18 protein-coding genes are annotated in these 23163 nt (G+C 60.9%); 7 read left to right on the top strand and 11 right to left on the bottom strand.

The window, feature by feature from the left end:
• The first annotated feature begins 46 nt into the window (after positions 1-46).
• Positions 47-2761 (top strand): HTH-type transcriptional regulator MalT, encoded by a 2715-nt coding sequence (malT, locus tag H7A77_RS11535; RefSeq protein ID WP_182074210.1) that lies wholly within the window; start codon positions 47-49, stop codon positions 2759-2761.
• A 3-nt stretch (positions 2762-2764) separates the two neighbouring features.
• Here malT and H7A77_RS11530 read toward each other — a convergent pair whose 3' ends face one another.
• From H7A77_RS11530 to ulaA, 6 genes are read right to left on the bottom strand one after another with little or no spacing between them, the layout of a single operon-like run.
• Positions 2765-3451, bottom strand: coding sequence for an L-ribulose-5-phosphate 4-epimerase (locus tag H7A77_RS11530; protein WP_089196560.1), 687 nt, complete (start codon positions 3449-3451; stop codon positions 2765-2767).
• Between the two features lie 4 nt (positions 3452-3455).
• Positions 3456-4310: an L-ribulose-5-phosphate 3-epimerase gene (locus H7A77_RS11525; RefSeq protein ID WP_033645298.1), complete on the bottom strand. Its 855-nt coding sequence runs from the start codon at positions 4308-4310 to the stop codon at positions 3456-3458.
• A gap of 9 nt (positions 4311-4319) precedes the next feature.
• A complete protein-coding gene (locus tag H7A77_RS11520) occupies positions 4320-4976 on the bottom strand; it encodes a 3-keto-L-gulonate-6-phosphate decarboxylase UlaD (RefSeq protein ID WP_033645299.1) in 657 nt (218 codons plus the stop codon).
• A gap of 12 nt (positions 4977-4988) precedes the next feature.
• A complete protein-coding gene (ulaC, locus tag H7A77_RS11515) occupies positions 4989-5459 on the bottom strand; it encodes a PTS ascorbate transporter subunit IIA (protein ID WP_033645300.1) in 471 nt (156 codons plus the stop codon).
• Between the two features lie 10 nt (positions 5460-5469).
• On the bottom strand, positions 5470-5778 hold the full coding sequence (ulaB, locus tag H7A77_RS11510; RefSeq protein ID WP_033645301.1) for a PTS ascorbate transporter subunit IIB: 309 nt from the start codon (positions 5776-5778) through the stop codon (positions 5470-5472).
• A 14-nt stretch (positions 5779-5792) separates the two neighbouring features.
• Positions 5793-7190, bottom strand: a complete 1398-nt coding sequence (gene ulaA, locus H7A77_RS11505) for a PTS ascorbate transporter subunit IIC (protein WP_033645302.1) — start codon at positions 7188-7190, stop codon at positions 5793-5795.
• A gap of 354 nt (positions 7191-7544) precedes the next feature.
• Here ulaA and ulaG point away from each other — a divergent pair, with 354 nt between their 5' ends.
• The 6 genes from ulaG to glpD all read left to right on the top strand — a co-directional run bounded on the left by ulaG (position 7545) and on the right by glpD (position 13458).
• Positions 7545-8609, top strand: a complete 1065-nt coding sequence (gene ulaG / locus H7A77_RS11500; RefSeq protein ID WP_033645303.1) for an L-ascorbate 6-phosphate lactonase — start codon at positions 7545-7547, stop codon at positions 8607-8609.
• 111 nt (positions 8610-8720) lie between these two features.
• Complete coding sequence (ulaR, locus tag H7A77_RS11495) at positions 8721-9476, top strand: HTH-type transcriptional regulator UlaR (protein WP_033651753.1); 756 nt, start codon at positions 8721-8723, stop codon at positions 9474-9476.
• 84 nt (positions 9477-9560) lie between these two features.
• The gene (gene glpE / locus H7A77_RS11490; protein WP_004930790.1) at positions 9561-9887 is read left to right on the top strand and encodes a thiosulfate sulfurtransferase GlpE; all 327 of its coding nucleotides are present in this window, start codon (positions 9561-9563) and stop codon (positions 9885-9887) included.
• Between the two features lie 171 nt (positions 9888-10058).
• A complete protein-coding gene (gene glpG, locus H7A77_RS11485) occupies positions 10059-10895 on the top strand; it encodes a rhomboid family intramembrane serine protease GlpG (protein ID WP_033651754.1) in 837 nt (278 codons plus the stop codon).
• A 50-nt stretch (positions 10896-10945) separates the two neighbouring features.
• Positions 10946-11704: a DeoR/GlpR family transcriptional regulator gene (locus H7A77_RS11480; RefSeq protein WP_004930797.1), complete on the top strand. Its 759-nt coding sequence runs from the start codon at positions 10946-10948 to the stop codon at positions 11702-11704.
• A 245-nt stretch (positions 11705-11949) separates the two neighbouring features.
• A complete protein-coding gene (gene glpD, locus H7A77_RS11475; RefSeq protein WP_004930801.1) occupies positions 11950-13458 on the top strand; it encodes a glycerol-3-phosphate dehydrogenase in 1509 nt (502 codons plus the stop codon).
• A 58-nt stretch (positions 13459-13516) separates the two neighbouring features.
• Here glpD and glgP read toward each other — a convergent pair whose 3' ends face one another.
• From glgP to glgB, 5 genes are all read right to left on the bottom strand, one after another.
• Positions 13517-15964 (bottom strand): glycogen phosphorylase, encoded by a 2448-nt coding sequence (glgP, locus tag H7A77_RS11470; protein ID WP_033645307.1) that lies wholly within the window; start codon positions 15962-15964, stop codon positions 13517-13519.
• 140 nt (positions 15965-16104) lie between these two features.
• Positions 16105-17535, bottom strand: coding sequence for a glycogen synthase GlgA (gene glgA, locus H7A77_RS11465; protein WP_033645308.1), 1431 nt, complete (start codon positions 17533-17535; stop codon positions 16105-16107).
• 135 nt (positions 17536-17670) lie between these two features.
• Positions 17671-18948, bottom strand: a complete 1278-nt coding sequence (gene glgC, locus H7A77_RS11460) for a glucose-1-phosphate adenylyltransferase (protein ID WP_004930810.1) — start codon at positions 18946-18948, stop codon at positions 17671-17673.
• Positions 18949-18963: 15 nt separating this feature from the next.
• Positions 18964-20946 carry a glycogen debranching protein GlgX gene (gene glgX, locus H7A77_RS11455; RefSeq protein WP_182074209.1) on the bottom strand — a complete coding sequence of 661 codons (1983 nt, stop codon included), beginning with the start codon at positions 20944-20946 and terminating at the stop codon, positions 18964-18966.
• Positions 20943-23129: a 1,4-alpha-glucan branching enzyme gene (gene glgB / locus H7A77_RS11450; protein ID WP_042785516.1), complete on the bottom strand. Its 2187-nt coding sequence runs from the start codon at positions 23127-23129 to the stop codon at positions 20943-20945. The genes glgX and glgB overlap by 4 nt, the downstream gene beginning before the upstream one ends.
• Positions 23130-23163: the final 34 nt, after the last annotated feature.

The raw sequence follows: 23163 nt of genomic DNA, 5'->3' as shown, positions 1-23163 counted from the left end.
GCCACTCCAATCCCGGCGGGAACCGCGATTTATATCCTGGAATACTATGCTGATCCCATCAAAACTGAGCCGCCCGGTACGGCTGCAAAATACCGTGATCCGCGATCGCCTGCTGGCCAAACTGGCCAGCGCGGGCAACTATCGTCTGACACTGGTCAATTGCCCGGCGGGATACGGGAAAACCACGCTGATCGCCCAATGGGCGGCCGGCAAGGCCGATCTGGGCTGGTATTCCCTGGATGAGAGCGACAACCAGCCGGAGCGTTTCGCCAGTTACCTGATCGCGGCGCTGCAGCAGGCCAGCGGCGGCCGCTGCGTCAAGAGCGAGGCGCTGAGCCAGAAGCACCAGTACGCCAGCCTGTCGGCGCTGTTCGCCCAGCTGTTTATCGAGCTGGCCGACTGGCATCAGCCGCTGTACCTGGTGATCGACGACTATCACCTGATCACCAACGACGCCATTCACGAAGCCATGCGCTTTTTCCTGCGCCATCAGCCGGAAAACCTGACGCTGATCCTGCTCTCGCGCACCCTGCCGCCGCTCGGCATCGCCAACCTGCGGGTGCGCGATCAGCTGCTGGAAATGGGCACGCAGCAGCTGGCGTTCACCCATCAGGAAGCCAAACAGTTCTTCGATTGCCGCCTGGCGGCGCCGATGGAACAGCAGGACAGCAGCCGTCTGTGCGACGAAGTCGAAGGCTGGGCCACCGCGCTGCAGCTGATCGCGCTGTCGGCCCGCCAATCCGCCTCCTCGGCCCAACTGTCGGCCAAGCGGCTGGCGGGGTTGAACGCCAGTCACCTGTCCGACTATCTGGTGGACGAAGTGCTGGATCACGTCGATGCCGATGCGCGCGCCTTCCTGCTGCGCTGTTCGGTGCTGCGCTCAATGAACGATGCGCTGATCGTGCGGCTGACCGGCGAAGACAACGGCCAGCAGCGGCTGGAGGAGCTGGAACGCCAGGGGCTGTTTATCCACCGCATGGACGACACCGGCGAATGGTTCAACTTCCATCCGCTGTTTGCCTCTTTCCTGCGCCAGCGTTGCCAGTGGGAGCTGGCGCTGGAGCTGCCGGGGCTGCACCACGCCGCCGCCGAAGGCTGGCTGGCGCTGGGGTATCCGGCGGAGGCCATTCACCACGCGCTGGCGGCCAGCGACGTCAGCATGCTGCGCGATATCCTGCTGCAACACGCCTGGTCGCTGTTCCACCACAGCGAACTGGCCTTGCTGGAGGAGTGCCTCAACGCGCTGCCGTATGAGCGCCTGATCCAAAACCCCAAGCTGGCGCTGCTGCAGGCCTGGCTGGCGCAGAGCCAGCACCGCTACAGCGAGGTCAACACCCTGCTGGAGCGCGCCGAGCGCACCATGCGCGAACAGAAAATCGAGATAGACCAAACGCTGCACGCCGAGTTCGACGCCTTGCGCGCCCAGGTGGCGATCAACGCCGGCAAACCGGAAGAAGCCGAGCGGCTGGCGACCGAAGCGTTGAAATTCCTGCCGCTGTCCAGCTACTACAGCCGCATCGTCGCCACCTCGGTGACCGGCGAAGTGCACCACTGCAAGGGCGAACTGGCGCGCGCGCTGCCGATGATGCAGCAGACCGAGCAGATGGCGCGTCGTCATCAGGCCAACCATTACGCGCTCTGGGCGCTGCTGCAGCAGAGCGAAATCCTTATCGCCCAAGGCTTCCTGCAGGCCGCTTACGAAACCCAGGACAAGGCGTTCGAACTGATCCGCGAGCAGCACCTGGAACAGCTGCCGATGCACGAATTTCTGCTGCGCATCCGCGCCCAGATCCTGTGGTCGTGGTCGCGGTTGGACGAAGCGGAAGACGCGGCGCGCGCCGGGCTGAAAATTCTGGCCAACTACCAACCGCAGCAGCAGCTGCAGTGCATCGCCATGTTGGCCAAATGCTCGCTGGCGCGCGGCGATCTGGACAACGCCAATACCCATCTGCAGCGCTGCGAAACCCTGCTGCACGGCGCCCACTATCATCGCGACTGGCTGACCAACACCGACAAGTCGCGGGTGATCCACTGGCAGATGACCGGCGACACCGCCGCCGCCGCCCAGTGGCTGCGCCACACCGAAAAGCCCGGCATGGCGGACAACCACTTCACGCAGGGCCAATGGCGCAACATCGCGCGAGTGCAGATCCTGCTCGGCCAGTATGAAGAGGCCGGCGTGGTGCTGGATGAACTGAACGAAAATGCCCGCCGCCTGCGGCTGGTGAGCGATCTCAACCGCAATCTGCTGCTCAGCAACCAGCTCTACTGGCTGCAAGAGCGCAAGGGCGAAGCGCAGCAGGCGCTGATCGAAGCGCTGTCGCTGGCCAACCGCACCGGCTTTATCAGCCACTTCGTCATCGAAGGCGAAGCGATGGCGCAGCAGCTGCGCCAGCTGATCCAGCTCAACACGCTGCCGGAGCTGGAACAGCATCGCGCCCAGCGCATCCTGCGCGACATCAACCAGCATCATCGGCACAAATTCGCGCATTTCGACGAGAACTTCGTCGATAAGCTGCTGACCCATCCGCAGGTGCCGGAACTGATCCGCACCAGTCCGTTGACCCAACGCGAATGGCAGGTGCTGGGGTTGATCTATTCCGGTTACAGCAACGACCAGATCGCCGGTGAGTTGGATGTAGCGGCCACCACCATCAAGACCCATATCCGCAATCTATACCAGAAGCTGGGCGTGGCCCATCGCCAGGAAGCGGTGCAGCAAGCGCAGCAGCTGCTGAAGATGATGGGGTACGGCGCCTGATAGTCAGCGCTGGCCGTAATAAGCGCCGGCGCCATGTTTGCGGCTGAAATGTTTCGCCGACAGGTGTTCATCGATCCGGCGCAGGCCGGGGTTAATGCCCCGGCTGATCCACGCCATCTTAGCCACCTCCTCGAGCACCACCGCGTTATGCACCGCCTCATCCGGCGAGCAGCCCCAACTAAACGGGCCATGCTGATACGCCAGAATGCCGGGAATGTGCAACGGCTCGCGCCCGCACAGGGTTTCGATAATCACCCGGCCGGTGTTCAATTCATATTCCCCCGCCACCTCTTCCGCCGTCAGCGCGCGGGTGCAAGGAATGTCGCCGGAAAAATAGTCGGCATGGGTGGTGCCAAACGCCGGTATCGCCTCACCCGCCTGGGCCCAGGCGGTGGCGTGAGTGGAGTGCGTATGCACGACGCCGCCGAGTTGTGGGAATGCCCGGTACAGCGCCAGATGCGTCGGCGTATCGGATGAAGGCCGCAGTTGCCCCTCAACAACCTCCCCTCGCGCATTCACCACCACCATATCTTCCGCCCGCATCGTTTCATAAGGCACGCCGCTGGGTTTTATCACCATCAGATCGCTGGCCCGATCGATGCCGCTGACATTGCCCCAGGTATAGGTCACCAGCCCGTGCTCAGGCAACGCCATATTGGCTTTGTAGACCTGCCATTTCAGTTGTTCCAGCATGTTAGCTCCCTATTTCCAACCCGGCTTCTGCCATGCGTTCAACCACCCAGGCACGCGCCTCCCGCACCGCCTGCAGCGGGTCGGGCGCCTTCTCGCTCCACATTTCGAGCAGATAGGGGCCGCGATAGCCGCTCGCAAGCAGCGTTTCGAAGCAGCGGGTGAAATCGACCACGCCCTCGCCGAACGGCACGTTCTTAAACTCTCCCGGCCGCGTATCCTTAACGTGCACCGCTACGATATGCCCGCGTCCGGCTACGAGCTCCATCTGCACATCGTTGTCCCAGGCAGACAAATTGCCGATGTCCGGGTACAGCTGAAACCATGGGTTATTCAGATAGTGGACATAACCCAGCGCCTTGCTGATCGAATTCATCAGCGCATAATCCATGATTTCCATCGCCAGCATGACCTGCGCACGGCTGGCCATCTCCACCGCCTGCGCCAAGCCGGCGCGGAACCGGGCGCGGGTCTGCGCAGTAGCCTGTTGGTAATAAACGTCATATCCGGCCAGTTGGATCACCCGTATGCCGGTATCCTGCGCCAGCCGGATGGCCTTGCGCATGATCTCCAGCCCCCGCTCGCGCGTCCTGTCGTCTTCACTGCCCAACGGAAAACGCCGATGGGCGCTAAGGCACAAAGAAGGGACGCGCACACCGCTGGCCGCAACGGCGCCGATCAGCGCCAGTCGCTGCTCGCTGTTCCAATCCAACCGCGCCAGACGGCCGTCGCTTTCATCGATCGACATTTCAACGAAATCGAATCCCAACTCCCCCGCCAGTTGCAAGCGCGTCAGCCAGTCCTCGCCCGGCGGCAACGCCTTCTCGTAGATGCCCAACGGTACGGATTTTTGCAACATAACCGCTCCTCAGCCCCACAGTTGGGCGATGACGCGTTTAAATTCCCGCGCCGCCGCGACCGGATCGGCGGCATCGCGAATGCTGCGCCCGGCGATAAAAACATGGATGGGAATGCCCCGGAACAGAGGCAAATCCGCCAATGACAATCCGCCGGTAACCGTCACCTTGAAACCCATCTCGCTCAGGCGATGAACCGCGCGGATATCGTCATCGCTCCAGGCGACGCCCGCCGCCTGCGCGTCACGGCTGCGGTGATACACCACCTGACCAATACCCGCCTCACGCCACGCCTGCGCCTGTTCCCAGGTCCAAAACCCCGTCAGTTCGATCTGCACGTCGCCACCGAACTCATGCGCCACCTGCAGCGCGCCCTTGGCCGTATTGATGTCAGCGCAGCAGATCACCGTGATCCAGTCGGCGTGTGCCTCGAAGCACATCCGCGCCAAAATTTGCCCCGCATCGGCGATTTTCGCGTCCGCCAACACGATGCGATCCGGATACAGCGCTTTCAGATCGCGCACGGCCCGTACGCCTTCCGCCACGCACAAAATAGTGCCGACCTCAATGATGTCGACTTCGGCCGCGATCAGGCGCGTCGTATTGTAAGCCGCGGCCATGGACAGGTTATCCAGCGCCACTTGCAGCATCGGTAAATGCGTTTTCATTGCATGTCTCCTTCAATTCGCCGCCGCCGCGGACGTTTTGTCGATTAACGCCAGTACCTCGCTCGCCCGGCGACAGGCCCGCAAGCGATCGAAGTTCGCCTCATCTTCGAACAGGTTAACCACTTGCATGATGCCCACCTCCTGATGCGTTTTGGCGTCCACCGCCGCCATGGTGATCAAGATATCTATCGGATCGTTGTCCTCATCGCCGAAGCACACCGGCGTTTTCAAGGTGACCAAGGCGAAGCCGGTTTTCAGCACCCCTTCCTCCGGCCGACCATGCGGCATCGCCAGGCCGGGCGCCAACACGAAGTAAGGGCCGTGCCGTTCGACGCCGGCCAGAATGGCGTCGAAATAGCGAGGCTCCACCACGCCGGCGGCCACCAGCAGATCGACCCCCAGCCGCACCGCCTGACGCCAGTCGGCAGCCTCCGCCTGCAGGTGAATAGCGTTGTTCTGCGCCAACGAATCGCTCAGCTTCATGACTCGCTCCTCACTGCTTCAAATCTTGCGGAAAATGCGCGCCGATGACTTCCATCAGCTTCGGACCGAAGTCGGCCGCCGAGAGCATATTGCGCACCCCGACCACGTATTTGTTGCCGCTGACGACGATCTCATCCGCGACATGGGTGGAAGCGATGATGATGTCAGCCCCGCTCAACTCGGATTTGTATTCCCCCACCGCACAGCTGTTGACCGAATGATCCACGCCTTGCTGCGTTAAAAATTGGTCGACTTTCATTTTCATGATCATGGAACTGCCTTGTCCGCAACCGCACACCGCCAGGATTCGTACCGTCATAATCTGCACTCCTATTAACGTGACGCTGGTTCAACCGATTGTTTTTCAGCATCTTCCTCCGCGCGCAGGGTGCGCCCGGCGAAGAACATGTACAGCAGCGCGATGGCGATCACCACGCCCATAAACCACAGGCCGAAGCTCAGCCCTTGCATCAGCGGCGGCGCCAGAATCGACCAGTCCGCCATTCCCATCCAGGCGCTCAGCCCGGTCAGCTTGATGGCCCACACGCAGCCCAAGATCTCTATCATCCCCATCACCAGGCAGATCTTCATCGCCGCGCGCCAGCCGCCAAAGTGGTTAGCGAACACGCCGATGGTGGCGTTAGAGAAGAACATGGGAATGAAACCGGGGATGATCATGATGGAAGCGCCGCACGCCAGGAGGATGCCGACGGCGATCAATTGGCCGATGGTGCCCCACATAAAGCCCCACACCACGGCGTTGGGCGCGAAGCTATAGATGGCGGCGCAGTCGATGGCCAGTACCGCACCGGGGATTAGGCGTTGGGAAATCCCATTGAAGGCCTCGGTCAATTCGGCGACGAACATGCGCACGCCCTGCACGATGATGAAAATCGCCACCGCGAACATCAGCCCGGTTTGCAGGATATAAATGCTCCAGTGGGTTTTACCGGCCATCGCCTGCAAGGTATCCAAGCCGAACGAGCAAAGAATGATGCCGAAGAACAGCGTCATCACGATGGCGGTGGAAACGATGTTGTCATGGAAAATGTTCAGCCACCCAGGCAGCTTCAGATCTTCCACGCTGTCCTCTTTTTTACCGAGATACGGCGCTGCCTTATACGCCAGCCACGAAGCGAACTGCTGTTGGTGCCCAATGGAGAAACCGCTGTTTTCCGTCACCGCCTGCGTCGGTTTGAACATCATGTTGGACGTGATGCCCCAATACAGTGAAGCCAACAGCGCGCTGCACAATACCGTTGTCCACATGCCGTAGCCCAGAATGTAGAAAAATACCGCGATCAACCCCACCTGCTGAAACATGATATGGCCGGTAAGCATGATGGTGCGGATGCCGGTAATGCGCCTCAACAACACGTAGAGTATGTTCAGCGCCAGCGCCAGCAAGACCGCGTAGCCGACCCAGCTATAGGCCTCCCCCATCCGATCGATGGTGGCCATCATCGAGGCATAGGTATCTGAAATCGCCCCGTTGATGCCGTACACCTCGGACAGCTTCGCCACCACCGGTTTGAACGTGCCGGTCAGGATGCCGGAACCGGCTTGCAGCAACATGAAACCGATAATGGTTTTGATCGTGCCTTTGATAATGACCGCCGCGCTTTTGCGCAGCAACGTGTAACCCAGCAGCGTAACCAGCCCCAACAGCAGCGGCGCATTGGTCATCACCTGGTTAAAAAAGACGGTGAAGATGGTGTAAAGAGTTTCCATACGGCTCTCCCGAAAAGGTTGGCATGCAGGTAACGCCTTCACCATACCAATCACAAGAAATCACAAAAAGATCATAAATGATTATTTGTGAACAACCTCGCAAGTTAAAAATCAATTCCACTAACATTCAATGAATTAGACGGCTTACATTTTATTACTCATTGAATTTAATAGCAGTTAATCAAACAAAAAGGAGATAAAAGGACGGCGCAGCACGTAAATCCGGCGGTGTTAACGTGTATTTCGATCGTTGTCAGTTGAAAAAAACGGTGCTAGATTCGATCAAAACAAATCACATAAAATCTTTAAATGATTATTTGTGATTGCATTATCACCGCCAACGAGGAACGACCCATGAGTAAAGTCAACGACATCACCCGCGAATCCTGGATATTGAACACCTTTCCCGAATGGGGCACCTGGCTGAACGAAGAGATAGAGCAGGAGAAAGTTGCGCCCGGCACCTTCGCCATGTGGTGGCTGGGCTGTACCGGTATCTGGCTCAAATCCGAAGAAAGCGCCAATCTGTGCGTCGACTTTTGGTGCGGTACCGGTAAGCAGAGCCACGGCAACCCGCTGATGAAAACCGGCCACCAAATGCAGCGAATGGCGGGAGTGCGCAAGCTGCAGCCTAACCTGCGCACTACCCCATTCGTACTGGATCCCTTCGCGATTACCCAGCTCGACGCCGTCTTGGCCACGCACGACCACAACGATCACATCGATGTGAACGTCGCCGCGGCGGTGTTGCAAAATTGCGCCGCCACCGTTCCGTTTATCGGGCCGCAAAGCTGCGTGGATATCTGGATTGGCTGGGGTGTGCCGCCTGAGCGCTGCATCACCGTCAAACCTGGCGACGTGATAAAAATCAAAGACATTGAAATTCATGCGCTGGACGCCTTCGATCGCACGGCGCTCATCACACTGCCGGTGGAACAAAAAGCGGCGGGCGTTCTGCCGGACGGCATGGACCTGCGGGCGGTCAACTACCTGTTCAAAACGCCGGGCGGCAACCTTTATCACAGCGGCGATTCCCACTACTCCAACTATTACGCCAAGCACGGCAACGATCATCAGATCGATGTCGCCCTCGGTTCCTACGGCGAGAACCCGCGCGGCATTACCGACAAGATGACCAGCGCCGACATCTTGCGCATGGCGGAATCGCTGAACGCCAAGGTCGTTATCCCCTTCCACCATGACATATGGTCGAATTTCCAGGCGGATCCGCAGGAAATTCGCGTGCTGTGGGAAATGAAGAAAGACCGGCTCAAATACGGTTTTAAACCGTTTATCTGGCAGGTTGGCGGCAAGTTCATCTGGCCGCAGGATAAAGACAATCTGGAGTACCACTACCCGCGCGGTTTCGATGATTGCTTCACCCTCGAACCCGATCTGCCCTTCAAGTCTTTCTTGTAATCAACCGGTGTTGCATACGGATGCGCGCTTTTGAACGGGAATGATTCAAATCGTCAAACGGCGCGCATATAATCATAGGCAACGACGTTTTCTCTCTCCGACGGAGCCCGCATGACAGAGTCCCAACGCCACAACGCCATTCTCGATCTCTTGCAGCGCAAGGGGCAAATCTCCGTGGCGGACGTCATCGCGGCGTTTGACATCTCTCCGGCCACCGCGCGCCGGGACATCAACAAACTGAATGAAATCGGCAAATTGCGCAAAGTGCGCAACGGCGCCGAAGCCACACAAACTCCGCGCCCGGCCTGGACGCCGCTCAATATCCACCAAACTCAGCACCTGGACGAAAAAATGCGTATTGCGGCGGCCGCGGCACAGCTCTGTCAGCCGGGTGAAAGCGTGGTGATCAATTGCGGCTCCACCGCATTTCTGTTGGGCCGTGAAATTTGCGGCAAGCCGGTTCAGGTGATCACCAATTATCTGCCGCTGGCCAATTACCTGATCGAGCAGGAACACGACAGCGTGGTGATCATGGGAGGCCAGTACAACAAAACCCAGTCGATTACTCTGGCGCCCCAGGACGGCGACGCCACCCTGTACGCCGGGCACTGGATGTTCACCAGCGGTATCGGCCTCACCGCTGACGGCCTGTATAAAACCGATATGCTGACCGCGATGGCGGAACAGAAGATGCTCAACTACGTCGGTAAACTGGTGGTGCTGGTCGACAGCAGCAAAGTCGGCCAACGCGCCGGCATGCTGTTCAGCCGCACCGAGCAAATCGCCATGGTGATCACCGGCCGCGCCGCCGATTCGGCGATCGTTGAGCAACTGCGTCAACAAGGGGTAGAAGTGCTGCTGGTGTGAGAAAACCACAAGCTTGCTCTGGTCTTAAACGCCGCAGAGTTGGTTACAATAGCGGCGTCCCCCAATAATGAGGCAGTCAGCAGTATGGAACAGTTCGAAGCGATCAACGTTGAACAGGCTTACACCCGCTGGAAAGAGGGCAGCGCCGCCCTGGTCGACATCCGCGATCCGCAAAGTTTTGAAGCCGGGCATACGCCGGGCGCCTTTCACCTCACCAACGCCACCCTGTCGGCCTTTATGCAGCAAAACGACTTCGAGCGGCCGGTGATGGTGATGTGCTACCACGGCAACAGCAGCCGCAGCGCGGCGCAGTACCTGCTGCACCAGGGGTTCGACGCGGTTTACAGCATCGACGGCGGCTTCGAGGCCTGGGCCCGTCAGTATCCGCAAGACGTGGAAACCTCTGCCTGATCCCCGCCGCCCGCCGTGCGTCGGCGGGCTTCCCCTTCGTTTTTATGCGCGTTTTCGCGGGTTTTTCGCAGATCCGTTTGCCAGCGCTCAGGATTTCGACGTTATAATCGGCCGTCAGGGTCGCCGGCGCGCAAGCGGCGGCCAAAATCATTCACTTACGACGGAAGAGCAATGGTTAGAGTAATCGCCGTATCCAACCCGCGCCTGGCGCTGGCCTTTGTCGACTATATGGCGACCCAGGGCATCCGGCTTGAGCTGCGCAACAGCGGCGAGGCGGCGGAAATCTGGCTGGCCGACGAAGGTCATCTCGAGCAGGTGCAACACGAGCTGCAGCAGTTTCTGGTCGATCCGCTCAACCGCCGTTATCAGGCCGCCAGCTGGCAGACCGGCCATACCGACGCCGGCCTGCACTATCAGAGCGAGTCCTACCTGCACACCCTGCGCAGCAAAGCCGGGCCGCTGACGCTCGGCGTGATGGTGCTGTGCATCGCAGTCTATATTCTGATGCAGGCGCTCGGCGACGATACCGTGATGTACTGGCTCTCCTGGCCGCAGGACAGCAGCCAATACACCCAGCTGTGGCGCTGGATCAGCCATGCGTTCCTGCATTTCTCCCTGCTGCATATCCTGTTTAACCTGATGTGGTGGTGGTATCTCGGCGGCCAGATGGAAAAACGCCTCGGCGCCGGCAAGCTGTTCGTGCTGGCGGTGGTGTCGGCGTTCTTCAGCGGCTGGGCGCAATCGCTGTTCAGCGGCGCGCTGTTCGGCGGGCTGTCAGGCGTGGTCTATGCGCTGATGGGCTATGTCTGGCTGTCGGGCGAACGGGCGCCGGAGCGCGGCCTGATGCTGCCGCGCGGCCTGATGGTGTTCTCGGTGCTGTGGCTGGTGGCCGGATATTTCGATATTTTAGGAATGTCGATCGCCAACGCGGCACACGTAGCCGGTTTAGTGTTAGGGTTATTGATGGCATTTTGGGATACGCGTCATCGCGCACACAACGAACAATAACAGCCGGGAGCTATGCCCAGCGGGCATAGCGGGCGTTTTAGGGGATTATCGTGAAGCAAACACAGCGTCATGACGCAATTATCGAGCTGGTGCGCCTGCAGGGTTACGTCAGCACGGAAGAGCTGGTCGAGCATTTTGACGTCAGCCCGCAAACGATTCGCCGCGATTTGAATGACCTGGCCGACCAGAACAAGATCCAGCGTCACCACGGCGGCGCGGCGCTGCCTTCCAGCTCGGTCAACGCTGCCTATAACGATCGCAAGGTGATGTGGTCGGAAGAGAAAGCCCGCATCGCGCAGCGCGTCGCCAGCCAGATCCCGGACGGCGCCACGCTGTTCATCGATATCGGCACCACGCCGGAGGCGGTGGCCCATGCGCTGATGAACCACAAGAACCTGCGCGTGGTCACCAACAACCTTAACGTCGCCACCCTGCTGACCGCCAAAGAAGACTTCCGCCTGATCCTGGCCGGCGGCGAAGTGCGCACCCGCGACGGCGGCATCATGGGCGAAGCCACCCTGGACTTCATCTCCCAATTCCGTCTCGATTACGGCATTCTCGGCATCAGCGGCATCGATATGGACGGCTCGCTGCTCGAATTCGACTATCACGAAGTGCGCACCAAACGCGCGATTATCGAAAATTCCCGCTGCGTGATGCTGGTGACCGACCACTCCAAATTCGGCCGCAACGCCATGGTCAACCTGGGCAACATGAACCTGATCGACTACCTGTTTACCGACCAGCTGCCGCCGCCGAGCGTGATGAAAATCATCGAACAGTACGACGTGCAGCTGGAGCTGTGCTGATTCGGCCTTAACCTGCGGGGCGCGCCGCCGCCCCGTTTCATCCCTTTAACCCCCTCACCGACAGCCGTTTGCGCGCCCGCGCCATATCCATGCTACTTGTGTGACTATCATCACCAAACTGTTACCTCTATCACGCCTAAATGTTTTTGTTTGGTTAAGTCTTGGCTTGCTTGTTGGTTTTTGATTACAATCATGAGCGAAAACGAACATGAAAGAGCTATTTCGAACATCTGGAGGAAGATGACGTGGAAACCAAAGACTTGATCGTTATCGGTGGCGGCATCAACGGTGCCGGCATCGCGGCGGATGCTGCCGGGCGCGGGCTGTCGGTACTGCTACTGGAAGCGCAAGACTTGGCCTGTGCTACGTCTTCCGCCAGTTCCAAACTGATCCACGGTGGCCTGCGCTACCTGGAACACTACGAATTCCGGCTGGTGAGCGAAGCGCTGGCCGAACGTGAAGTGCTGCTGAAACTGGCGCCGCACATCGCGTTCCCGATGCGTTTCCGCCTGCCGCACCAGCCGCATCTGCGTCCGGCCTGGATGATCCGTATCGGCCTGTTCCTGTACGATCACCTGGGCAAACGCACCAGCCTGCCGGGCAGCAAGGGGTTGCGCTTTGGACCAGAATCGGTGCTGAAGCCTGAGCTGAAGCGCGGTTTCGAATATTCCGACTGCTGGGTCGACGATGCTCGCCTGGTGGTGCTGAACGCGCAGGAAGTGGAAAAACGCGGCGGCGAAGTGCGCACCCGCACCAAAGTGACCCGCGCATGGCGCGAAAACGGCCTGTGGATGGTGGAAGCGGTCGATATCGACAGCGGCAAAACCTTCACCTGGCGCGCCAAAGGCTTGGTGAACGCCACCGGCCCATGGGTGAAAAACTTCTTCGACGACGGCCTGAAGCTGAAATCGCCTTACGGCATCCGTCTGATCAAAGGCAGCCACATCGTGGTGCCGCGCGTGCACGATCAGCCGCAGTCTTACATTCTGCAGAACGAAGACCACCGCATCGTGTTCGTGATCCCGTGGAATGACGAGTTCTCCATCATCGGCACCACCGACGTGGAGTACAAAGGCGATCCGAAAGACGTGAAGATCGACGAGAACGAAATCGCTTATCTGCTGAAAGTGTACAACGATCACTTCAAGAAGCAGCTGGGCCGCGACGACATCGTCTGGACTTACTCCGGCGTGCGTCCGCTGTGCGACGACGAATCCGATTCACCGCAGGCGATCACCCGCGATTACACGCTGGACGTGCACGACGAGCAAGGCAAAGCGCCGCTGCTGTCGGTCTTCGGTGGCAAGCTGACCACCTATCGCAAGCTGGCCGAACATGCGATGGAAAAACTGGCCCACTACTACCCAGGCTGCGGCCCGGCGTGGACCAAAAACGCCACGCTGCCGGGCGGTGACATCGACGGCGACCGCGACGGTTACGCGGCCAAACTGCGCCGTGCGCACGGCTGGCTGCCGGAAGCCCTGGCGCGCCGCTATGCCCGCACCTACGGCAGCCAGAGCGAGCTGATCCTGGCCGGCGCCAACGGCCTCGCCGATCTGGGCGAAGATTTCGGCCACGGTCTGTATGAAGCCGAACTGCGCTACCTGACCGAGAAAGAGTGGGTCGTGGAGCTGGACGACGCTATCTGGCGCCGCACCAAGCTGGGCATGTGGCTGGACGAAGCGCAGCAGGCGCGCGTGAAAGCCTGGCTGGCGGAACACGCGAAAACGAAAGCGCTGTCGCTGGCTTCCTGAGCCGCAGCGTAACGAAAAAGGGCCGGTTATCCGGCCCTTTGCTTTTTTTCTGTCCGCTTTACAGCTTCACCGGCTTAATGTGCCAAATTTCATCCGCATATTCCTGAATGGTGCGATCGGATGAGAAGTAACCCATATTGGCGATATTCAGCACCGCGCGCCGCGTCCACTCGTCCTGATTGAGATACACCTCGTCCACCTTGTCCTGCGTGTCCACATAGCTGCGGTAATCCGCCAACAGCTGATAGTGGTCCCCGAGGTTCACCAGCGAGTCGAACAAATTGCCATAGCGCTTCGGCTCCTCAGGGCTGAACATGCCGGTGGCGATCTGCGTCAGCGCCTGATGCAGTTCTGGGTCTTGCTCGTAGTACTGGCGCGGGTTGTAACCGTTGCGGCGCAGTTCCTCGACCTGCTCGGCGGTATTGCCGAAAATAAAGATGTTCTCCTCCCCCACGTGCTCGCGCATCTCGACGTTGGCGCCGTCCAGCGTGCCGATGGTCAGCGCGCCGTTCAGCGCGAACTTCATATTACTGGTGCCCGAGGCTTCGGTGCCCGCCAGCGAGATCTGTTCCGACAGATCCGCCGCCGGGATGATGATCTGCGCCAGGCTGACGCCGTAGTTCGGAATGAACACCACCTTCAACTGGGTATGCACGCGCGGATCGTTGTTGATCACTTTGGCCACGTCGTTGATCAGGCGGATGATCTGCTTGGCGGCATAGTAGGCCGAGGCCGCCTTGCCGGCGAAGATCACCACCCGCGGCACGCGCTCGATATCAGGGTCGGCCAGTAAACGGTTATACAGCGTGATGACGTGCAACACGTTGAGCAACTGCCGTTTGTACTCGTGGATGCGTTTGATCTGCACGTCGAACAGCGCATCCGGGTTAACCACCACGTTGAGCGTTTTGGCGATGTACAGCGCCAGCCGCTCCTTGTTCTGCCGCTTGGCGCGCTGCACCGCCTGCAGGAAGCTCGGGTAATCGATGTTGGCCTTGATCTCGCTCAGCTGGCTGAGATCGGTGCGCCAGGTTTGGCCGATGCAGTCGTCCAGCACCGCCGCCAACGGCGGGTTGGCCAGCGCCAGCCAACGACGCGGCGTCACCCCGTTGGTTTTGTTGCAGAAACGAGTCGGGAACAGCCGGGCGAAGTCGGCGAACAGCGACTGCACCATCAGTTCGGAATGCAGGGCGGAAACGCCGTTGACCTTGTGGCTGGCCACCACCGCCAGCCACGCCATGCGCACCCGACGGCCGTTGGTTTCGTCGATGATCGAGACCCGCGCCAGCAGATCGTTGTCGCCCGGCGCCACCTCCTGCACCATTTTGAGGAAGTGATCGTTGATCTCGAAAATCAGCTGCAGATGGCGCGGCAAGATGCGGCCAAGCATGTCCACCGGCCAGGTCTCCAGCGCCTCACTCATCAGCGTGTGGTTAGTGTAGGAGAATACCTGCTCCACCACTTCCCAGGCGTCGAGCCACTTGAACTTGTGCTCGTCGATCAGCCGGTGCATCAACTCCGGAATCGACAACACCGGGTGAGTGTCGTTGAGGTGAATGGCGATCTTGTCCGCCAGGTTGTCGAAGGTTTTGTGCATCAGCCAATGGCGATTGAGAATATCCTGCACCGTGGCCGACACCAGGAAATACTCTTGTCGCAAGCGCAATTCACGCCCGGAGGAGGTCGAATCGTCCGGATAGAGCACGCGCGACACGTTCTCCGAATGGTTTTTATCTTCCACCGCCGCGAAGTAATCGCCCTGATTGAACTTGCCGAGGTTGATCTCGTTACTGGCCTGCGCGCCCCACAACCGCAGCGTGTTGGTGGCGTCGGTGTCGAAACCGGGGATCACCTGATCGTAGGCGATGGCCACGATCTCTTCGGTCTCCAGCCAGCGGGCCTTGGCCCCCTCCTGCTGCACGCGGCCACCGAAGCGCACCTTGTAGCGGGTGTTATGGCGCGGAAACTCCCACGGATTGCCGTACTCCAGCCAGTAATCCGGCGATTCCATCTGTTGGCCGTTGACGATGTTCTGCTTGAACATGCCGTACTCATAGCGAATGCCGTAGCCGCGCCCCGGCAGCGCCAGCGTCGCCAGCGAGTCGAGGAAGCAGGCCGCCAGCCGGCCCAGACCGCCGTTGCCGAGCCCGGGGTCGTTCTCTTCCTCCAGCAACTCCGCCAGGTTCAGCCCCATCTCGTTCAACGCGTTGTCGATGTCCTGATAAATGCCCATCGACAGCAGCGCGTTCGACAACGTGCGGCCGATCAGAAACTCCATCGACAGGTAATACACCTGCCGCACGTCTTGAGACAGCTGGGCGCGGTTGGAGCGCAGCCAGCGCTCCACCATGCGATCGCGCACCGCGAACAGGACGGCGTTGAGCCAGTCGTGGCGGTTGGCGATCGCCGGATCCTTGCCGACGATAAACATCAGCTTATAGGCAATGGAATGTTTCAGCGCTTCCACACTGACCGTAGGTGAGGTGTAACTAAACGGTGAAGTCATGGCTTTTAATCCCTAATGGGGAGCCCAGCCATCCGCCGCGGAATAGCTGGCCCCGCTGAACATGGGCGCGGTACGCTGCGCCCCGACAATCTACCCTTACGGTTGCCCGCCGCGCGTCAACCCGCGACGCGAATCGCGGGCTACAAGCGTTGATAAAGCGATAAATACTCTTTCGCCGCCACCGGCCAGCCGAAGTCCACGCTCATGGCGTGGCGCTGAACGTGGCGCCAGTGTTTCGGCCGGCTCCACAGCACCATGGCGCGGCGGATGGCGTTGCCCAGCGCGACAGCGTCGCAATCGTCGAACACGAATCCGCTGGCGGTGCCGTCGGCCAGGTTCTCCAGCGCGCAGTCCACGACCGTGTCCGCCAGTCCGCCGGTGCGGCGCACCAGCGGCAGCGTGCCGTATTTCAGGCCGTAGAGCTGCGTCAGGCCGCAGGGCTCGAAGCGGCTCGGCACCAGAATGACGTCGGCGCCGCCGATGATGCGGTGGGAGAAGGATTCGTGATAACCGATCTGCACGCCGACCTGCTCAGGGTAGTCGGCGGCGGCGGCCAGAAACGCCTGCTGCAGCACCGCGTCGCCGGCGCCCAGCAGCGCCAACTGCCCGCCCTGCGCCAGCAATTCGGGCAGCGCCTGCAGCACCAGATCGAGGCCTTTCTGGCTGGTCAATCGGCTCACCACCGCGAACACCGGCAGCGATTCGTCCACCTTCAGCCCCATGGCCTTTTGCAGATGCAGCTTGTTTTTGACCTTGCTTTTCAGATCGTCGGCGTCGTAGCGGGCGCTCAGCCGCGGGTCGTGGGCCGGATCCCAAATCTTGTCGTCCACGCCGTTGAGGATGCCGCTCAACCTGCCTTGCCGCTGCCGCTCCTGCAGCAGCCCCTCCATGCCGTAGCCAAACTCCGGCCGGGTGATCTCGCGCGCATAGGTCGGGCTGACGGCGGTCACGTGGTCGGCATAAAACAGCCCGGCCTTGAGGAACGACATCTGGCCATAGAACTCCAGGCCATAGACATCGTAAAACGACGCCGGCAGCCACAGCTCGGTCACATGATGGGCGGAGAACAAGCCCTGATAGGCCAGGTTGTGCACGGTGAACACCGAACGCGCCGGGTGGCCGTTGGCGGCCAGATAGGCGCAGCTCAGGCCGGCATGCCAGTCGTGGGCGTGCACCAGCTGCGGACGCCAGTAGCGATCCAGCCCCTTGGCCAGCTCGCAGGCCATCCAGCCCAGCAGCGCAAAGCGCCGGTGGTTGTCGGGGTAGGCGTACATGGACTGATCGTGGTATGGGCTGCCCGGCCGGTCATACAGCCAGGGCGCATCGATCAGGTAAATGCCCACGCCATGGTAGGTGCCGTAACGCAGGCCGACACGGCCGGCGAACGAGTCTATCTCCGCCACCAGCACGGTGTCGGGTATGCCGTTGCGTACGTCAGGGAAAGCGGGCAATAGCACCCGAACATCGGCGCCTTCGGCGATTTGCGCCGCCGGCAGCGCGCCAACCACGTCTGCGAGTCCGCCCGTTTTCAGCAGGGGGAACATTTCAGAACATACGTGTAAGACCTGCATTATCACTCCTGAAAGTCGGCCGAAGGCCTCTGGATAAGAAATAAAGCAGGCTTGCCGCTGTTATGTGTGCCGCGTTGCGCAAGCCATCGAACCGTTCATCGGGCGGCAGGCTATCGTTCTGCCCCCCACGTTAACTCACAATTTTGACAACATTTCGCGCGTCACCAGCACGATGCCGCCTTCCGAGCGATAGAAACGCTTGCTGTCCTCATCGGCGTTTTCCCCGATCACCATGCCCTCCGGAATATGGCAGGCGCGGTCGATGATGCAGCGCCGCAGGCGGCAGGAACGGCCGACGTTCACGTCCGGCAACAATACGGTAGAGTCGATGGTGCAAAACGAGTTCACTCGCACGCGCGGGAACAGCACCGAATGCACCACCACCGAGCCCGAGACGATGCAACCGCCGGACACCAGCGAATTCATGGTCATGCCATGGCTACCGGAGCGATCCTGCACGAACTTGGCCGGCGGCAGCGGTTCCATGTGGGTGCGAATCGGCCAGGCGCGGTCGTACATGTCCAGCTCCGGCGTCACCGACGCCAGATCGAGATTGGCGCGCCAGTAAGCGTCCAGCGTGCCCACGTCGCGCCAGTAAGGCGGCAAGTCGGGGTTGGACGTCACGCAGGACAAGGTAAACGGATGCGCCCACGCCGCCTGCTGCGCGGTGATTTTCGGGATCAGATCCTTGCCGAAATCGTGGCTGGAGCCGGGGGTCGACATATCCTCTTCCAGCAGTTGGAACAGGTAGGCGGCATTAAAAATATAGATGCCCATGCTGGCCAGCGACATATCCGGGTTGCCCGGCATCGCCGGCGGATCGGCGGGCTTTTCCAGAAACTCGATGATGCGGTCGCTTTCATCCACCTTCATCACGCCGAATTCGCCGGCTTCGCTGCGCGGCACCGGCAGGCAAGCCACGGTGCACTGAGCGCCCTTCTCGACGTGGTCGATCAGCATGCGCGAATAATCCATCTTGTAGATGTGATCGCCCGCCAGGATCACCACGTATTCGGCCTCGTAGCGGCGGATGATATCCAGGTTCTGGTACACCGCGTCGGCGGTGCCCTTGTACCAATGCTCGGTGCTGAGGCGCTGCTGGGCCGGCAGCAGATCGACGAACTCATTCATCTCCTCGTTGAGGAACGACCAGCCGCGCTGAATGTGCTGCACCAGCGTGTGCGACTGGTATTGGGTGATCACGCCGATGCGGCGGATGCCGGAGTTCAGGCAGTTCGACAAGGCGAAGTCGATGATGCGGAATTTGCCGCCAAAGTGGACGGCGGGCTTGGCGCGGGTGGAGGTCAAATCTTTCAGACGTGAACCGCGGCCGCCGGCCAGGATCAGCGCTACGGATTTAATCGGCAGCTGGCGCGCCAACATCAGGGGGTCTTTATTTTCAAACCTAACCATAGCGGACTCCTTTTATTATTTCCGTACCAGTACGCAAAGCGAGCGCGCGGCCTGGTGCCAGGCGGGCAATACCGCCCGTGAGTCTTCCTGAGTGAACGGGGCGACAACCTGCCAATCGCCTTCCGGCAACCTCATCTCCGTCGTTTGCGGCGTGGCGTTGATCAGCAGCAGCCAGCGCTGCGACAGCAGGATCTGCATGAGCGGCTCGCCCTGCTCCCACTGCTGCGCGTCGAGCGCCTGCCCTTGCGCGTTCAGCCACTGCACGCTGCCGTCGTCCTGCTGCCACCAGCGGTCCTGCTGCAGCGCGGGGATCTGGCGGCGCAGCGCGATCAGCGCCGCGACGTAATCGGTCAGCGCGTCGTCCGCCGTGGCCCAATCGAGCCAGGTGGTGGCGTTGTCCTGACAATAGGCATTGTTGTTCCCCTGCTGGCTGTGTCCCTGTTCATCGCCGGCCAGCAGCATCGGCGTTCCCTGGGACAGCAACAGCGTGGCGAGCATCGCCCGCTGGCTGGCCCTGCGGCGTTGCACAATGGCGTCGTCGGCGACCAGGCCTTCGACGCCGTGGTTGTTGCTGAAATTGCGATCGCTGCCGTCGCGGTTGCCCTCGCCGTTGGGCTGATTGTGTTTCTCATTGAAGCTGACCACGTCCTGCAGGGTAAAACCGTCATGGGCGGTCAGCATATTGACGGTGGCGTAAGGCGCTCGCCCGCGCTGGTTATACAGATCGCTGGAAGCGGCAAAACGCCGGGCGAACTGGCCGAGCGATACGCCGCTCTGCAGCCAGAAACGACGCATGTCATCGCGGTAATGATCGTTCCATTCGGCGAAGCGGCCGGGAAACGCCCCCACCTGATAGCCGCCGGGGCCAATGTCCCAGGGTTCGGCGATCAGCTTGCAGCGCGACAGCACATCGTCCGCCAGCATCGCCTGGAACAGCGGCGCATCGCGATCGAACCCCGGCGTGCGGCCGAGCACGCTGCCCAGATCGAAACGGAAGCCGTCGACGTGGCACTCCCGCACCCAAAAACGCAGGCAATCCATCACCCAGGCCACGCCCTGCGGCTGATCCAACCGCAGCGTGTTGCCGCAGCCGGTGTCGTTGACATAGTCCCCTTCGGGCGTCAGCCAGTAGTAGCTCAGGTTATCGATGCCGCTCAGCGACAGCATCGGCCCGTCCATATCCAGCTCGGCGCTGTGGTTAAACACCACGTCGAGGATCACCTCGATGCCGGCTTTGTGCAGCGCCTTGACCGCATCGCGGAATTCGTTCAGCGGCGTGGCATCGGTGCTCAGGCTGGCGTAGCGGTTGTCCGGCGCATAGGGCGCCAGCACGTTATAGCCCCAATAGTTGATCAGCCCCAGCCGCTGCAGGCGCGGTTCGGAGGTATGTTGCTGCACCGGCAGCAGTTCCAGCGCGGTGATGCCGAGGCGTTTGAAGTGGGCGATCATCGCCGGGTGCCCCAATGCGGCGAAGCTGCCGCGCAGCGCCGGCGGGATCTGCGGGTGCAGCAGCGTCAGGCCGCGCACGTGCGCTTCGTAAATCACCGTCTGTCCCCAGGTCGTGGCAGGCGGGCGATCGTCCTGCCAGTCATACTGTTCGTCCACCACCACGCACTTCGGCATCAGCTCCGCGCTGTCGTGCGGGTCCGGCTGCTCGTAACCGCCGTGCAGGTGCGGGTGATCCGCCACCGGCCCTTCCACCGCGCGCGCGGCCGGATCGAGCGCCAGTTTGTTGGGGTTAAAACGCTGTCCGTTCGCCGGGTCAAACGGGCCGTAGACCCGGTAACCGTAACGTTGCCCCGGCCTGCCGCCCGGTAAGTAGCCATGCCAGATATCGCCGCTGCGCGCCGGCAACGGCAGGCGCACTTCGCGCTGCTGGCCGTCGAACAGGCACAGCTCCACCCGCTCGGCGTGCGCCGAGTACAGGGTAAAGTTGATGCCTTCGCCGTCGTAATGCGCGCCCAGCGGCGCGGCGAGGCCGGCCGTCAGCTCCGTCATGGCGCCTCCCGCAGCAGATAAATGGTCGCCAGCGGCGGCAGCGTTACGCAGATGGAGAAGTCGCGGCCGTGGCTGCCGACCGCTTCGGAAGAGACCCGCCCCTGATTGCCGGCGTTGCTGCCGTGATAGTGGTGCGAATCGGTATTGAGGATCTCGCGGTAGTCACCCGCGCGAGAGAGGCCGATGCGGTAGCGGTAGCGCGGCACCGGGGTAAAGTTGCTGATGGCGATCAGCTCATTGCCCTGCGAATCGTAGCGCGCGAACGCGAACACCGAGTTGTCGTGATCGTCGACCACCAGCCACTCGAAGCCGTCCGGCCGGTAGTCACGCTCGTACAGCGGCGCCTGCTGCCGGTAGCAGTGGTTCAGATCGCGCACCAGCCGCTGCACGCCGTTGTGCCAGTTATCCAACCCTTCCAATAAATGCCAATCGAGGCTGGTATCGAAATTCCACTCGCGCCCCTGCGCAAACTCGCAGCCCATAAACAGCAGCTTTTTACCCGGATGCGCCCACATAAAGCCGTAGTAGGCGCGCAGGTTGGCGAATTTCTGCCAGGCGTCGCCCGGCATACGGTCGAGGACCGATTTTTTGCCGTGCACCACTTCATCGTGCGAGATAGGCAACACGAAGTTCTCGGTATAGGCGTACAGCATGCCGAAGGTCATCTGGTTGTGGTGATACTTGCGGTGCACCGGATCGCACTTCATGTAATTGAGCGTGTCGTGCATCCAGCCGAGGTTCCATTTGTAGTGGAACCCAAGGCCGTTGGCGTCCGGCGGCAGGGTGACGCCGGGATAGTCGGTGGATTCCTCCGCCAGCGTCACCGCGCCCGGCTGCGCCTGGCCGATAGTCTGGTTGGTATAACGCAGGAAGGCGATGGCCTCCAGATTCTCGTTGCCGCCGTAGTAATTCGGCACCCACTCGCCGTCGGCGCGGCTGTAGTCGCGATAGATCATCGACGCCACCGCATCCACCCGCAGCGCGTCGATGCCGAAGCGCTCCAGCCAATACAGCGCGTTGCCCGCCAGGTAGTTGCGCACCTCGTGGCGACCGTAGTTGTAAATCAGCGTATTCCAGTCCTGATGGTAGCCCTCGCGCGGATCGGCGTATTCGTACAGCGCAGTGCCATCGAAATTCGCCAGGCCGTAGGCGTCGCTGGGGAAGTGCCCCGGCACCCAGTCGAGGATCACGTTGATGCCCGCCTCATGCGCCGCCGCCACAAACGCCCTGAAGTCGGCCGGCGTGCCGAAGCGCCGGGTCGGCGCATACAGCCCCAGCGGCTGGTAGCCCCAGCTGCCGTCGAACGGGTGCTCGTTGACCGGCAGCAGCTCGATATGGGTGAATCCCATGTCCTTCACATAGTCGATCAGCTGCACCGCCAGTTCACCGTAGCTGAGCCAAAAGTGGTTATCGGTGTGGCGGCGCCATGAGCCGAGATGCACCTCGTAAATGGCGATCGGCTGGTCAAAATCGTTGGCGCGGCGGCGCGCCGGCGTCGGCGGCACCACCTCCGGCAGCGGCGCCACCAGCGAGGCGGTATCCGGGCGCATCTGCGCCTCAAAGGCGTAAGGATCGGCTTTCAGTTGGGTATTGCCATAGCAATCGACGATTTCATATTTGTACAGCTGCCCGGCCCGCACGCCGGGCAAGAACAGCTCCCAGATGCCGTTCTCACGCCGCAGACGCATCGGGTGGCGGCGGCCGTCCCAGAAGTTGAATTCCCCCACCACCGAGACGCGCTGCGCGTTGGGCGCCCAGACCGCAAAGCTGACGCCGTCGACGCCATCCAGCGTGACGAGGTGAGCGCCCAGCCGTTCATAGGGGCGCAGGTGCGTGCCTTCGGCCAATAACCAGCTGTCGATATCCTGCAGCAGCGGGCCGAACCGGTAGGGATCGTCGACGATCTGTTGATGATCGCGCCAGCTGACCTGCAGCTGATAGCGGAAAGGATTTTTTCGCCGCGGCACCACGGCGCTGAAGAAACCGCGCGGATCGTCGCAGTTCAGCTGCACCAGTCGCCGGCCGGTTTGCTGTTCCACCAGCCAGACTGCGCCGGCGTCCGGCAGCAGCGCGCGCACTTGCAGACCGTTATCGGTCGCATGCATGCCAAGCAGAGCAAAGGGATCGGCGTAATGGCCGGAGATGATCTGATCAATCACGTCACGATCGGGAAGTACAGGCATAGTCTTCTTCCTTAGATTAACAGCATGATCTAAG

Origin of the sequence: Serratia sp. ME47 (assembly GCF_903970925.1) — a bacterium.
In the GTDB taxonomy this organism is placed as follows: Bacteria; Pseudomonadota; Gammaproteobacteria; order Enterobacterales; family Enterobacteriaceae; genus Serratia; species Serratia ureilytica.
This window is presented reverse-complemented; position numbering and strand designations above follow the sequence as displayed.